Origin of the sequence: Burkholderia sp. LAS2 (genome assembly GCF_018417615.1) — a bacterium.
GTDB lineage: Bacteria > Pseudomonadota > Gammaproteobacteria > Burkholderiales > Burkholderiaceae > Burkholderia > Burkholderia sola.
The window spans coordinates 4,382,954-4,396,891 of the sequence record NZ_CP071052.1; the positions used below are offsets into that span (position 1 = coordinate 4,382,954).

The window sequence follows — 13,938 nt, forward strand, 5'->3', positions numbered from 1 at the left end:
CGGCCAGACGGCCACCGGCAGCGCACCGCGCGCGGCTGCGTGGCGGCGAACGCGCGGGCGTGTCCGCCCGCGCTGTCAGGTGCTGACGGCGGCCGGCCGTTCGGGCTCGGCCGGCCGTCGCGGAAAGCGCAGCCAGAAGGTCGTGCGGCGGCCCGGCTCGCTGTCGACGCCGCATTCGCCGCCGTGATTGTCCATGATCGACCGGACGATCGCGAGCCCGAGCCCCGTGCCCGACGCCGAATTGTGTCGCGACGGATCGATGCGATAAAAGCGCTCGAAAATCCGCCCGACATGTTCCGCGGGAATGCCCGGCCCCGTATCCGACACGGCGATCGTCGTCGCGCCACCCTGCTCGACACAGTCGATCGTCACGACGCTGCCGCGCGGCGCATAGGTCAGCGCGTTCGACAGCAGGTTGCTCAACGCACGCTGGTACAGCGTCAGATCCGCATCGACCCACGCGTGGCCGTCGACCTTCACCGTCACGCCTTCATCTTCCGCCAGCGCCTCGTAGTAGCCGGCCACCCGCTCCGCCTCCTGCGCCGCATTCAGCCGCCGCACGCCGATCGACGTGCCGGCCTGCTCCGAGCGCGCGAGAAACAGCATGTCCTCGATCATCCGCGACAATCGCTGGTATTCGTCGATGCTCGACTCGATCACGCTCCGGTATTCGTCCGCATTGCGCGGTTGCGACAGCACGACCTGCGCGGCCGCCTGCAGGTTCGTCAGCGGTGTGCGCATGTCGTGTGCGAGATTCGACGAGAACTGGCTCAGTCGCGTAAACGATTCGTTCAGCCGCGCGAGCATCCCGTTGAACGCGTGCTCGAGCTCCTTCAGCTCGCCTGACGTATCGAGTTCCGGCAGCGGATGCGCGAGCCGGCTCGTCGACATCTGCTCGGCCCGCGCCGCGAACCGCCGCAGCGGGCTCAGCCCGAGCGCGGCGATGCCGTATGCGATCGCGGCCGCGATCACCACGCCGAACACCTGGATTACGACGATCGTATAAGCATGCGTGCGCAACAGCAGAACGTCGGCGCTGCGGTCGTACTGCACGGCGACGCGCACCACGGGCGCACCCGCACCGGCGAGCGGCACGGTCGTCAACAGATACTGGTGCCGCGCGCCGGGCGGCGCGACGCCGAACGGCGCGCGTCCGACGTTCATCGACAGCAGCGGCGCGTACGGACGGAATCCGGGCGTGCCGACGAGGCGCGCGCCACCGGCATCGAAGATCGCGAGATCCATGTTCGGATGCCCGTGCAACTGGTCGATCCAGATATCGGTATTGCGCGCGACGTCGGCCGTCGTGCGCGCCTCGGCCAGGTGCGTGCCCAATGCGGCGGAAATGCCGGCCATCTGCTCGGCTGCCGTCGTGTCGACGCGGTTGCTCAGCGCTTCGTACAGCGCGACGCCGCTCGACGCGAGGATCACCGACGTCGACAGGATGATCAGCGCGGTCAGCCGGCCGCGCAGCGTCCGCGGCAGCAGGCGCGCGATCATGCGGCCGCGCAGCCGCGCGCTTCGAGCACGTAGCCCATCCCGCGCACCGTGTGGATCAGCTTCGGTTCGTACGCGTCGTCGATCTTCGAGCGCAGACGCCGGATCGCCGAATCGACGACGTTCGTGTCGCTGTTGAAGTTCATGTCCCACACCTGCGACGCGATCGTCGCGCGCGGCAGGATCTCGCCTTCGCGGCGCATCAGCAGCCACAGCAGCGCGAACTCCTTCGCGGTCAGCAGGATCGTGTCGCCCTGCCGCGTGGCCTTGCGGCGCGTCAGGTCGAGTTCGAGATCGGCCACACGAAGCGTGTTCGAATCGCGCGGCTGGCCGCGCCGCAGGATCGACTTGATGCGCGCGGTCAGCTCGACGAAGTCGAACGGCTTCGCGAGATAGTCGTCGGCGCCGAGCTCGAGCCCCTTCACGCGATCGCCGACGTCGTCGCGCGCGGTGAGGAACAGCACGGGTGTCGACTTGCTGCGCCGCAGGTTCTGCAGCAGCGTCCAGCCGTCCTGCCCGGGCAGCATCACGTCGAGCACGAGCAGGTCGTACTCCTCGGTTTCGGCCTGGTGCTGGCCCGTGATGCCGTCCTCGACCCAGTCGACGACGTAGCCGGCCTCGGTCAGCCCCTTGCGCAGATACGCGCCCGTCTTCGGTTCATCCTCGACAATCAGAATTCGCATCACGCATTACCCTTGAAGAAACCCAGCCGGCGCATCATGCCCGCGGCGAAACCGCCGCGCAGTGCCGCGCGCCACGACACCGCATGGCTCACGCGGTACAGCACCGGCAGCACCAGCAACGTCAGCGCGGTGGACGACAGGATACCGCCGATCACGACCGTCGCAAGCGGACGCTGGACCTCGGCGCCGGTGCCGGTCGCGAACGCCATCGGCAGGAAGCCGAGCGACGCGACCAGCGCGGTCATCAGCACGGGCCGCAGCCGCGTGAGCGCGCCGTCGCGCACGGCCGCGTCGAGCGGCATGCCTTCGTCGCGCAGGTTGCGGATGAACGAGATCATCACGAGGCCGTTGAGCACGGCCACGCCGGACAGCGCGATGAAGCCGACCGCCGCCGTGATCGACAGCGGAATCCCGCGCAGCCACAGCGACACGACGCCGCCGCTCAGTGCGAACGGAATGCCGGTGAACACGAGCAGCCCATCCTTCACGTTGTTGAACATCACGAACAGCAGCACGAACACCATGAACAGCGCGAGCGGTACGACGAGCTTCAGACGCTCGCTCGCGCTTTGCAGCTGCTCGAACTGGCCGCCCCACGACACCCAGTAGCCGGCCGGCACGCGCACGTCCTGCTGCAACTGCTCGCGCGCGTCCGCCACGAACGAGCCGACGTCGCGGCCGCGCACGTTCGCGCTGACGACCACCCGCCGCTTGCCGTCCTCGCGGCTGATCTGGTTCGGACCCGGCGCCACGTCGATCGTCGCGAGTTCGGCCAGCGGCACGTATGGCGCCGCCGCGAGCGGCGCACTGGCGCCGGCCGCGGGCGCCGGCAGCGCGATCGGCAGCCGCTTGATCGCCTCGATGTCGGTACGCAGTTCGTCGGGCAGCCGCACGACGATGTCGAAGCGGCGGTCGCCCTGGAACAGCGTGCCGGCCTTCTGCCCGCCGACGGCCGCAGCCACCGAGTCCTGCAGGTCGGCCACGCTCACGCCGTAGCGCGCGAGCTTGTCGCGGTCGAGATTGACGGTCAGCACCGGCAGGCCCGTGGTCTGCTCGACCTTCACCTCCGACGCGCCCGGCACCTTCTGCAACGCGGCCGCGATCTGCTCGCCGGTCTGGTTCAGCACGGCCATGTCGTCGCCGAAGATTTTCACGGCGACGTCGCTGCGCACGCCGGAGATCAGTTCGTTGAAGCGCAACTGGATCGGCTGCGAGAACTCGTACGCATTGCCCGGCAGCTCGGCGAGCGCTTCCTCGATCTCGCTCACGAGCTGCTCGCGCGGCTTCTTCGGGTCGGGCCACGTGTCGGCCGGCTTCAGCATGATGTAGCCATCCGACAGATTCGGCGGCATCGGGTCGGCCGCGATCTCGGCCGTACCGGTGCGTGCGAACACGCGCTCGATTTCGGGGAAGCGCGCCTTCAGCGTCTTCTCGATCGACTTCTGCATCTCGACCGACTGCGACAGGCTCGTGCCGGGAATCCGCAGCGCGGCCACCGCCAGGTCGCCCTCGTTCAGGCTCGGGATGAACTCGCTGCCGAGCCGCGTCGCGAGCCCCAGCGTGACCAGCACGATCGCGGCCGCCCCGATCATCACGCGCATCGGGCGCGTCATGAACGCGGCGAGCACCGGTTCGTACGCGCGCCGCGCCCAGCCCATCAGCCGGTTCTCCTTCTCCTCGACCCGCTCGCCGATGAACAACGCGACGGCCGCCGGAATGAACGTGACGGTCAGCACCATCGCGGCCGCGAGCGCCATCACGACCGTGATCGCCATCGGGTGGAACATCTTGCCTTCGACGCCGGTCAGCGCAAAGATCGGCAGGTACACGACCATGATGATCAGTTGCCCGAAAATCAGCGCGCGGCGCGCCTCCTGCGATGCGCCGAACACTTCGGCGAAACGCTCGTCGCGCGTGAGCGGGCGCCCCGCCGCCGACTGTGCATGCGCGAGCCGCCGCACGCAGTTCTCGACGATCACCACCGCGCCGTCGACGATGATCCCGAAGTCGAGCGCGCCGAGGCTCATCAGGTTCGCGCTCACCTTCGCGTTGACCATCCCGGTGAAGGTCATCAGCATCGACAGCGGAATCACGAGCGCGGTGATCAGCGCCGCGCGGATGTTGCCGAGGAACAGGAACAGCACGGCAATCACGAGCACCGCGCCTTCGAGCAGGTTCTTCTTCACCGTCGCGACCGCCTTCTCGACGAGCACCGTGCGGTCGTACACCGGAATCGCCTTCACGCCGGCCGGCAGCGTGCGGTTCACGTCGTCCATCTTCGCGGCGACGGCCTTCGACACCGTCCGGCTGTTCTCGCCCATCAGCATGAACACCGTGCCGAGCACGACTTCCTCGCCGTTCGACGTCGCGGCGCCGGTGCGCAGTTCGCGGCCGATGTCGACCACGCCGACGTCCTTCATGCGCACCGGCACGCCGCCGACGTTGGTCAGCACGATGTTCGCGATGTCGTCGACGGTGCGCGCCTGGCCCGGCACGCGCACGAGATACTGCTCGCCGCGCTTTTCGATGTAGCCGGCGCCGACGTTGTCGTTGTTGCGCTCGAGCGCCCGCACGACGTCGGCGAGCGTCAGCCCGTACGACATCAGCTTTGCCGGATTCGGCGCGACGCGGTATTCCTTCACGTAGCCGCCGATCGAGTTGACCTCGGTCACGCCGCGCACGTTGCGCAACTGCGGCCGCACGACCCAGTCCTGCAGCTCGCGCAGGTCGGCCGCCGTATAGCGCTTGCCGTCGGGCTTGCGCGCGTTGGCGTCGGCTTCGACGGTCCACAGGTAGATCTCGCCGAGGCCGGTCGACGTCGGCCCCATCGCGGGCGCAATGCCGGCCGGCAGCTTGTCCTTCGCCTCCTGGATGCGCTCGTTGACGAGTTGCCGCGCGAAGTAGATGTCGGTGCCGTCCTTGAAGATCACGGTGACCTGCGACAGCCCGTAGCGCGAGATCGAGCGCGTCTGTTCGAGCCCCGGCAGCCCGGCCATCACGGTCTCGACCGGATACGTGATGCGCTGCTCGGCCTCGAGCGGCGAGTAGCCCGGCGCGGACGTGTTGATCTGCACCTGCACGTTGGTGATGTCGGGCACCGCGTCGATCGGCAGCCGCTGGTAGCTGAACACGCCCAGCGCGGCCACCGACGCGATCGCCAGCATCACGAGCCAGCGGTGCGCAATCGCAAAGCGGATCAGGCGCTCAAACATGTCGGGATTCCTTGAAGCGGGGAACGGTCGTCCGCACCGGGCGAGCCGCGCGGCCGGTCACCCGGCCGATTGGAAAGCGGGCCGCATGGCGGGCCGCCAGTCGCGCCACGGCGCACGCGTATTGCTGTTCATTCATGTTCAGCGCTCCCCTTGCCGAGTTCCGCCTTCAGCACGAAGCTGTTCGACGCCGCGTATTCCTGGCCGGGCTTGAGTCCCTTCAGCACTTCGGTCGCGCGTTCGTCGCGCCGCCCCGTTTCGACGGCCTGCGCGACGAAGCCCTTCGGCGAGCGCACGAACACCGACGGCGCACCATCGACGTCCTGCAGCGCGTCGCTCGCGACCGCGAGCAGCACGCGTTGCGTGCCCGCGTCGACCGACACGTTCACGAACATCCCCGGGCGCCACACGCGGTCGGGGTTCGGCAGCACGACGCGCGCCGGCGCGGTGCGCGTCTGCTCGCCGAGCAGCGAACCCACGTACGCGATCGGGCCGCTCGAACGCGATTCGAACGCGGTCGCGATGACCGTTGCATCGCGACCGACCCGCACATCGTTCAACCGCTGCGCCGGCACGGCCATCTCGGCCCATACCGTCGACAGGTCGGAGATCACGAACATGCTGGCGTCGGCGGCGATCGCTTCGCCCGGCGTCGCGTGCTTCTCGACGATCGTGCCCGCGAACGGCGCGCGCAGTTCGTAGCGATTCAGCGCGCCCCCGCCGACCGGCGCATTCAGCGCGGCGAGCTTCTGCCGCGCGTTCTGCACGGCGATCTCGGCTTCACGCAACTGCACCTGCGCCTGCTGGTAGTCCTGCTCGGCCGAGATGCGCTCCTGCCACAGCGTGCGTTCGCGCTCGTAGGTCGCGCGGGCGCCCGACAGCCGACGCTCGGCCGTCAGCAGCTCGCTGCGCCGGTCGGCGAGATCGGTGCTCGCGATCACGGCCAGCACCTGCCCCTTCGCAACGTTCTGCCCGAGCGACACCGATACCTGCTCGACGATGCCGGCCACGCGCGGCACCACGTGCGCGGTGCGATCCTCGTTGAACTTGATCTCGCCGGGGAGCTGGAACGGCGTCGCGATCTGCGCGGGGCCGGCCTTCGCCAGCGCGATCTTCGAGGTCGCCAGCTGCGCGTCGGTCAGCGCGATCGCGCCGTCGGCGCGGGCGAACGGGAACGACGCGGCTTCATTGCCCGCCTTCACGTCGATCGTCGCGTCGAACACGTGCGGCTTGCCGATCGACTGCGCGGACACGAACTTCTGGCCGGCCGCGTCGAAACGCAATGGTTCGTGCGTGCGGTCGTAGCGAACCAGCGTGCCGGACACGGTGACGCCCTTGTCGGCCGGCTTGCCGTCGACGAACGGATAGACGATGAGGCGCGCATCGCCGGGCTTCTCCGTCATCACGATCTCGACGGACAGCCTGCCGCGCTTGAGCACGACGCCGCCGCGCTCGCCGGCGGCTTCGGCGGACGAGGCGGCGGCAGCCGCCGATGCGGACGCGCCGTTGCCGCCGCCGTTGCGCGTGACGCCGAGTGCGCCGATGACGATCCCGGCACTGCCGAGCACGACCGCCGCGATGATCAGGATTCTGTTGCGTGACATGGTGATCCTTCAGGTAAAAGAGGCGTCCGTTGCGCTATTGCGCGACCGGTGCAAGCGATGCGAGCGGCGTGCCGACGAGCCGGCCGATGTCGGCGCGGGCTGCATGGGCGTCGGCGAGCGCACGCACGTATTGCGACTGACCCTGGAACAGCGTGCGCTGCGCGTCGAGCACGTCGAGGAAGTCGAACTTCCCGAGTTCGTAGCCGCGCGACATCGCATCGAGCGCGAGACGCGCGGCCGGCAGGATGTCGGACTTCAGCCGCTGCGCTTCCTGTTCGGCGGCCTCGAAATTCGCGTATGCCTGCGTCAGCTCCAGCCGCAAGCGCGTGCGTTCGCGATCGAGATCGGCGTTCGCGCGCGTGGCCTTGTGCGTCGCCTCGAGCAACGCACCCTTGTTCGTGTCGAACAGCGGGATCGGGATCGACACGCCGACCACCGCCTGGTTGTCAGGCACGCCGCCCGTGGTCACGCGCTTCACGCCCACGCTGACCGTCACGTCCGGCATGCGCCGCGCACGCTCCAGCGACACGGCCGCGTTCGAGCGCAGCATTTCGGCGCGCGCGACCCGCGCGAGCGGAGCATCGTCGAGCTGCGCGGTCAGCGCGGACAGCGGCTCGACCGGCGGCACGGTTTCCAGGTCGCCGCGCGCCGCGAGTCGGTCGTTGCGCGCTTCGCCCATCACCGCGTTCAGCTTTTCGCGCGCGACGTCGACACGGCCGCGCGCGGTCACGACTTCGATCTGCACGCCGGTCGCCGCCACCTGCGCCTTGGTCGCCTCGACGGGCGACACCTTGCCGGCCTGCGCGCGGCGTCCTGCAAGCTCCGCGGAGCGCGCGGCGATCGCGGCCGACTCCTCGGTCACCTGAAGCTGGCGCTGGGCGGCGAGCAGCCCGTAGAACGCGGCGATCACATCGGCGCGCACGGCCGCGCCCTGGTCGTCGAGCGATGCGTTGGCCGCCTCGCGGCCATACGATGCGACGTCGAGCCGCGCGCGGCGCTTGCCGCCCAGTTCGATGGTCTGGTTGATCAATGCGGTCGACGTGCGTTCCGCGCGGCTGAAACCTTCCTGCAGGAACGAGATTTCGGGATTGGGGCGCGCGCCGGCCTGCATCAGTGCGCCGGCCGATGCATCGACGTCCGCGCGCGCGCCGCGCAGCGCCGGATTGTTTTGCGCCGCGGCCGCGAGCGCCTCGGATAGCGTCAGTGACGATGCTGGAAGTGCGTCGGATGGCGGTGCGCCGATCGGCGCGGCGGCGGCAGCCGGAGCCGGCGACAGCGCGGGCTGCGCATGAGCCGTCGCGGCCATCGCAAAGACGATGGCCGCGGCGAGGTTGAGCTTGAGCATGTTCGGTTCTGCGGTAACGGTTCGCGACCGATGCTACGGACCGGCCGCAGTGCGAACATGAGGCGAAGATGATATTTCCGTCATGTTGGGCGCGGTGTATTCGCCGAACCGGCGTGCATATCCGCTCGGATGGTCACGTCAGCATAAAAAATATGCTTCGAAATTTAGAACTAGTTCTATAGACGTATTCGCTCGAAAAGATGACTGTTCAAGGTCCCGGCAACACGAACGAAATCATGCTGCTTTATGACCTCAAGGTCGTGCTGCCTCCTTGAAAACCTACGAATCGAGACTTTGAATCAATGAAAAACCTCTTCGATCACGACAAGTATGACTTTGACGCTGACGAAGACAAAGAATGGTTTCTCGTTCACTCCCCATGAGAATTTTTATTACTTCACTAACCGTAAATATCGCAGCGTCGCTCCTTTTCCCGGCAAGCTCTGCGGCGGAATGTCAGGGGTCACAAAATCTGCCGTCACAGCAATTTTTCGTAGCCTTCCCCCACAACAGCCACGAGATCTCCGAATCCGAGCAAATACGAATTGGACGATGGGTTTCGGCAATGAATTCCGATTATCCAATACAAAACTGGATCACTATAATTGGGAGCGCTTCCAAGATTGAGGCCGATCCGGAACGACTTGCAACGATGCGCGCTTCCGCGACGGCGAAAGTCGTCATCGACGACGGGCTGATAAACGCACCGTTTCAGATAAAAACGCAAATTTATCCAGCCAACAGTGCAGCCGGATCGACGTCGGAAACCCGTGAGGTCACCATTCAAGTGAGCCCCGGCTGCCTCGACAACTGCTGTACCGGCCATTGACATGAAGTCGGCTCATTTACCGCCGCCGCGCTTGCGTTGACCCGTGTACCTCCAACGCTCGCGCGCGACGGTCCATCGAATCCATCCGGACGAGAGTTCGATGTTCGATTCGAACGATATGTCAATCGCCGAACCCGGGAAACTATCCGCGTATTCTCGAAAATCAAACGCGCCCTTGCTTCCCCCGCCGCCGCTGCACGAGCCAGTCGAGCAGTTGCCGCCCGTCGCGTTCGCCGAACCAGCGAGCATGCCCGATCAGGTAACTGTCGTACGCGATATCGACGATCCCCGGCGCATCGATGATGCAGCCGAAATACGCAACCTCCGACAGCGCGAACTCCGTATGCACGATCGGCAGCAGCGCGACCAGCGCCGCATACGCATCATCGCTCAGCGGTTCGAGCGATTCGTAGCCGTCGAGCAGCGCGTCGATCTGGTCGTATTCCACGCGCCGCGCATCGGCCGGCGCCATCCAGTCGACCGTATTGCGCTCGATCGCCAGCGCGACGTCCATCACCGCGCAAGTGCGGTCCGACAAGCCGAAATCGAGCACCGTCCGCACCTGCGCACCAGGCCCCGCATCGGTCCACAGCAGGTTCGACGCATGCCAGTCGCCGTGCGTCCACAGCGGCGTCAACGTGGGCAGCAACGGCACGAGGCGCGCGTGATACGGCCCGATCGCGTCGGCCACATCGCCGCGCCAGTCACGCGAGCCGAGCGCGCGCACGAGCAACGGCTGCGCATCGACCCAGCGTTCGAGCGCACCCGCCAGATCGGCGGACGACAGCACGCGAAAACTCGACAGCAGCGTCCGCACCGGCCGCGCGGGCGCATCGTAGCCGGCCGCCGCGCGATGCAGTTCGGCCAGCGCGCGGCCGGCCGCGTACGCATGCGACGGATGCGTGAACGGCTGCCACGACATCACGCCGCGATACGGATCGACACCGGGCGCGAGCACATGCACCTCGTACGTCCACTCGTCGGATGCAAACGCGGTCGCACCGTGACGATCGGCCAGCACGTCCACCACCGGCATCCCGCGTTCGCGCAGATGCGCGATGAAACGATGCTCTTCCTCGAGCCCCTCGACATCGCGCAGGCTTGCGTGATGTCGCTTGACGAACAACCCGCGGCCGTCCGCCATCCGCACGAGCACCGCTGCCGCGAACTGCCGCGGGCTGTGCCACGTCAGCCGCACCGGCTCGCCCACGCCGTCGATCCGCGCGAGCACGGCCGCCACTTCGTCGTGCGTGATCAGCGGCCAGTCGCGTTCGGCTTGCTCGCCGTCCACGCCGAATTGCGGCGGCGCGACGTCGCGCGACAGGGCGCCGTCCGGCTCGAGGGGGAATGACATGAACGGCGTTGCTCCGTGGTTGAATCCGTGAATCAGCGTGTGCCGCCGCCCGACGCGAGCGGGCCGCCCGATGCTGCCCGCAACGCGGCGGCCGTCCGGCTCCAGTCGCGCCAGCCGACGACGGCCAGCCCGATGAACAGCGCATACAGGCCGGCCGTCAGATACAGTTCCTTGAACACGAACATCCCGACGTACACCACGTTCACGACGATCCACAGGCCCCACGACGCGATGTAACGCCGTGCGGTCCAGTATTGCGCGACGAGGCTGAACGCGGTCAGCGACGCATCGACGAACGGCAGCGCCGCATCGGTCCAGCGCGCCATCATCCCGCCGAGCAGCGCGCTGCCGATGACCGCCGCGATCAGGTCGGGCAGCATCGTGAGTGGCCGCACGCCGGTGACAGGCGCGACATCGCCGGCAGGCGCCGCCTCGCCGCCGGCCTCGCTCGCGCGCTGCGCGAGCCAGCGCTGCCAGCCGTACACCTGCAGCACCGCGAACGCGCCCTGCAGCAGCATGTCCGAGTACAGCTTCGCATCGAAGAAGATCCAGCCGTACAGCGCGACCGACGCGAGGCCGACCGGCCAGCACAGCATGCGCCGCTTCGCGGTCAGCCAGATCGCGAGCGCGCTGACGATCACGCCGGCGATTTCGAGTGGGGACATCGTCTGTGCTCTCCTGGTGGGCTGCCGGGGCCGCGCGTCACGCGGCCGGTTCCGGTCGGTCAGAAATCATAGGTCAACGATATGCGCGCGGTGCGCGGCGCACCCGGGAACAGGTATGCATCGCCCTGCTGCTCGCCTGCGTCGCGCCAGTAGAACTTGTTGAACAGATTGTCCACCGACACGCGCAACACCGTACGATGGCCGCCGATCTTCGTCGTATAACGCGCGCCGAGATTGAACACGAACCACGACGGCACGCGCGCTGTGCCTTCCTCGTTCGCGTTGCGCGCCGCGCTGTATTCCACGCCGCCGAGCACGTTCAGGCCCGCGACGCCCGGCACCGCGTAGTCCGCATACAGCGACGCGCGCAGCGCGGGCACGTTGATGATCTGGTGCCCTTCGTAGGCGGGCGACCCCGAATCGTAGGCCCGGGCGCGAATCGCCGCGACGCTGGCCGTGAGCCCCAATCGCTCGGTCACGCGCCCGGCCGCGCCGAGTTCGATCCCCTGGTGCCGCTGCGTGCCGCGCTGCACGAACGTGTACGACGTGCCCGACGCATCCGGGTCCGCGAACTGGAACGGCTTGCTGATCGAGAACACGGCGGCCGTGAGGCTCAACCGGTCGAGCCAGTCGTATTTCGCGCCGACCTCGATCTGGTGCGATTCGACGGGCGGCAGGAACGCATACGCGTTGGTCGCGCGCACCGGCGCCTGGTCGCCGAGCGACAGCGCCTTGCTGTACGACGCGTACAGCGACAGCACGTTCACCGGCTTGTAGACGAGCGCGACTTGCGGCAGGAACACCGAACGGTCGGTATGCGTCGTCTCGCCGTCGAGGCTGCTCCAGCTGCGCTGTCGCAGCAGCACTTCCTTGCCGCCCGCGAGCACCTGCCAGTGTTCGCCGAGGCTGATGCGGTCGAGCCCGAACACGCCGTACTGCCACGCATCGAGGCGCGGATACGACGACCCCGGCGCATTCTGCGACGGCGGGAAAGTCAGGTCCGGCCCGTAGATATTCTCGCTGCCCACATAGTCGTACACGGCGTCGGCCATGTGCACGACGCGGCGCTGCACGCTCACGCCGAGCGTCAGTTCGTGCCGCAGCGGCCCCGTCGCGAACTTGCCGGTCGCGACCGCGCGCAGATCGTCGTTGCGCCGGTATTCGCCGGGGCTGCGGAAGTCGTACACGTCGTAGTCGCCGTTCGCGCCGAAGAAGAACGGCGACGTCGCGCCGGCCGCGCAGCTCGCCGCGTACGAGCAGCCGTACGCGAACGCGCTGTTGTCGTCGATCATCGTGCGGCTGCGACCCGCGGCGATGTATGCCTTCCAGTCGTCGTTGAACTGGTAGTCGAAACGCGCGTTCAGGTTCAGCGCATCTGTCGTCACCGGTTTCGCCCACGGCTGCGTGCCGAGCGCCTTCGACGTCGTCTTCACCGACGGCACGACGGTGCCGCCGAGCAACTGGTAGCCGGGTGCGGAACGCTGGATCCACTGCTGGAATTCGGCGTTCAGCTGCAGGCTCGCGCGGGGGCTGATGTCCCAGTCGGCGGCGATCGAGCCGAACGTGCGTCGTCCGTTCGTGCCGTCGATATACGAGTGCATGTTCTCCTTCGCCGCATTGATCCGGAACCCGAACTGATTGTCCGGGCCGAAGCGGCGGCCGAGATCGACGGCCGCCGACGTCGAGCCGCGGCTGTCGACGCCGCCCGTCACGCTCGCGACGTTCGCGGAGCGCTTGGTCACGAAGTTGATCACGCCGCCCGGCGCGACGACGCCGCTGTCGATGCCCGCGAGCCCCTTCAGGATCTCGACGCGCTCCTTGTTCTCGAGCGGCACGTTCTGCTCGCCGGACACCGTCAGCCCGTCGATCCGGATTGCGCTCGCGAGATCGACCGGAAAGCCGCGGATCGCGAAGCCCTCGAAATAGCCGACCGGCGCATAGTCGTTGACGACCGACGCATCGTTGCGCACCACGTCGCTCAGCCGCTTCGCCTGCTGATCGTCGATCAGCGCGCGCGTGATGACGTTCACCGACGCCGGCGTGTCGCGCAGCGGCGCGTCGTCGAGCCCCGCGACCGACGCTTCGCGCGCGCGCAACGCGTGGCCGCGCTCGCCGCTCACCGTGATCGCGGGCAGCGTCGCGCTGCCGGTTGCATCGGCGCCTGACGCAGGTGTGTCGCCCTGAGCCGCTGCGGCCTGCGCCGCGAAAAGCGTGACGCCGAGACCGACACCGAGCCCGACCTTCGCGCGCCGCCGACGTGCGCGTGCCGCTGTTGTTCTATTCACCGTCATTGTTCTGGATGGAAAACTCGCCATTCGACCTGTCGAAACCCGAAACCCAAAACCCGTTAGGAAGCTGCGAAGCGCGCGTCAGCGAACGCCGCCGCGCCCGTCGCCGGACGCGTTCCGTCGACACGATATTCATCGGACGAACCCGACCCTGCGGCGTGCAAGCGGGCCGGCCGGTCGGGACAACGCAGGATGGGACATCGGATTCGGATGACGCGCCGCAAACCGATGCAGCGGCCGACGGGTTCGTCGGGTGCCTGTCGGGCGGCCGGCTGCGTCGCGCGGTCGTGTCATGCGGGGGACGCTTCGAACGCCCCGGTTCGGGCGGCGGGCAGTCGGGCCGGCCGTTCATCGGAACGGCGGCCTGTCCGTCGCGCGACATCGCGGCGTGGCGCGCATTTTACCCCGGGCGGGGCATAGAGCCGCGGAATCGGGCGGAACGGGAGATGGGGAAGGCGGGAACG

General features: G+C 67.8%; 9 protein-coding genes. 1 reads left to right on the forward strand and 8 read right to left on the reverse strand.

What is annotated here, in order from left to right:
• Nucleotides 1-75 precede the first annotated feature (75 nt).
• From JYG37_RS20035 to JYG37_RS20055, 5 genes are all read right to left on the reverse strand, one after another.
• Nucleotides 76-1,500, reverse strand: a complete 1,425-nt coding sequence (locus JYG37_RS20035; RefSeq protein WP_124630820.1) for a heavy metal sensor histidine kinase — start codon at nucleotides 1,498-1,500, stop codon at nucleotides 76-78.
• Nucleotides 1,497-2,180, reverse strand: coding sequence for a heavy metal response regulator transcription factor IrlR (gene irlR / locus JYG37_RS20040; RefSeq protein ID WP_213345764.1), 684 nt, complete (start codon nucleotides 2,178-2,180; stop codon nucleotides 1,497-1,499). Before irlR ends, JYG37_RS20035 begins: the two co-directional genes overlap by 4 nt.
• Entirely contained in the window at nucleotides 2,180-5,392 is a 3,213-nt protein-coding gene (locus JYG37_RS20045; RefSeq protein WP_089489063.1) for an efflux RND transporter permease subunit, read from the reverse strand. Before JYG37_RS20045 ends, irlR begins: the two co-directional genes overlap by 1 nt.
• Before the next feature lie 128 nt (nucleotides 5,393-5,520).
• Nucleotides 5,521-6,993, reverse strand: a complete 1,473-nt coding sequence (locus JYG37_RS20050; RefSeq protein WP_050014484.1) for an efflux RND transporter periplasmic adaptor subunit — start codon at nucleotides 6,991-6,993, stop codon at nucleotides 5,521-5,523.
• A gap of 34 nt (nucleotides 6,994-7,027) precedes the next feature.
• Nucleotides 7,028-8,338: a TolC family protein gene (locus tag JYG37_RS20055; RefSeq protein WP_050014482.1), complete on the reverse strand. Its 1,311-nt coding sequence runs from the start codon at nucleotides 8,336-8,338 to the stop codon at nucleotides 7,028-7,030.
• 358 nt (nucleotides 8,339-8,696) lie between these two features.
• Here JYG37_RS20055 and JYG37_RS20060 point away from each other — a divergent pair, with 358 nt between their 5' ends.
• Nucleotides 8,697-9,167, forward strand: a complete 471-nt coding sequence (locus JYG37_RS20060) for an OmpA family protein (RefSeq protein ID WP_080334287.1) — start codon at nucleotides 8,697-8,699, stop codon at nucleotides 9,165-9,167.
• A 163-nt stretch (nucleotides 9,168-9,330) separates the two neighbouring features.
• Here JYG37_RS20060 and JYG37_RS20065 read toward each other — a convergent pair whose 3' ends face one another.
• The 3 genes from JYG37_RS20065 to JYG37_RS20075 are packed head-to-tail and all read right to left on the reverse strand — an operon-like array spanning nucleotide 9,331 to nucleotide 13,477.
• A complete protein-coding gene (locus JYG37_RS20065) occupies nucleotides 9,331-10,521 on the reverse strand; it encodes a phosphotransferase enzyme family protein (RefSeq protein ID WP_089489061.1) in 1,191 nt (396 codons plus the stop codon).
• 32 nt (nucleotides 10,522-10,553) lie between these two features.
• Nucleotides 10,554-11,186, reverse strand: a complete 633-nt coding sequence (gene pnuC / locus JYG37_RS20070) for a nicotinamide riboside transporter PnuC (protein ID WP_050014479.1) — start codon at nucleotides 11,184-11,186, stop codon at nucleotides 10,554-10,556.
• 59 nt (nucleotides 11,187-11,245) lie between these two features.
• A complete protein-coding gene (locus tag JYG37_RS20075; RefSeq protein WP_213345765.1) occupies nucleotides 11,246-13,477 on the reverse strand; it encodes a TonB-dependent siderophore receptor in 2,232 nt (743 codons plus the stop codon).
• Nucleotides 13,478-13,938 lie beyond the last annotated feature (461 nt).

Excerpts from the sequence above, each read along its gene's own strand:
- JYG37_RS20035 (WP_124630820.1), bottom strand. The coding sequence starts at position 1,500 with ATGATCGCGCGCCTGCTGCCGCGGACGCTGCGCGGCCGGCTGACCGCG.
- irlR (WP_213345764.1), bottom strand. The coding sequence starts at position 2,180 with ATGCGAATTCTGATTGTCGAGGATGAACCGAAGACGGGCGCGTATCTG.
- JYG37_RS20045 (WP_089489063.1), bottom strand. The coding sequence starts at position 5,392 with ATGTTTGAGCGCCTGATCCGCTTTGCGATTGCGCACCGCTGGCTCGTG.
- JYG37_RS20050 (WP_050014484.1), bottom strand. The coding sequence starts at position 6,993 with ATGTCACGCAACAGAATCCTGATCATCGCGGCGGTCGTGCTCGGCAGT.
- JYG37_RS20055 (WP_050014482.1), bottom strand. The coding sequence starts at position 8,338 with ATGCTCAAGCTCAACCTCGCCGCGGCCATCGTCTTTGCGATGGCCGCG.
- JYG37_RS20060 (WP_080334287.1), top strand. The coding sequence starts at position 8,697 with ATGGTTTCTCGTTCACTCCCCATGAGAATTTTTATTACTTCACTAACC.
- JYG37_RS20065 (WP_089489061.1), bottom strand. The coding sequence starts at position 10,521 with ATGTCATTCCCCCTCGAGCCGGACGGCGCCCTGTCGCGCGACGTCGCG.
- pnuC (WP_050014479.1), bottom strand. The coding sequence starts at position 11,186 with ATGTCCCCACTCGAAATCGCCGGCGTGATCGTCAGCGCGCTCGCGATC.
- JYG37_RS20075 (WP_213345765.1), bottom strand. The coding sequence starts at position 13,477 with ATGACGGTGAATAGAACAACAGCGGCACGCGCACGTCGGCGGCGCGCG.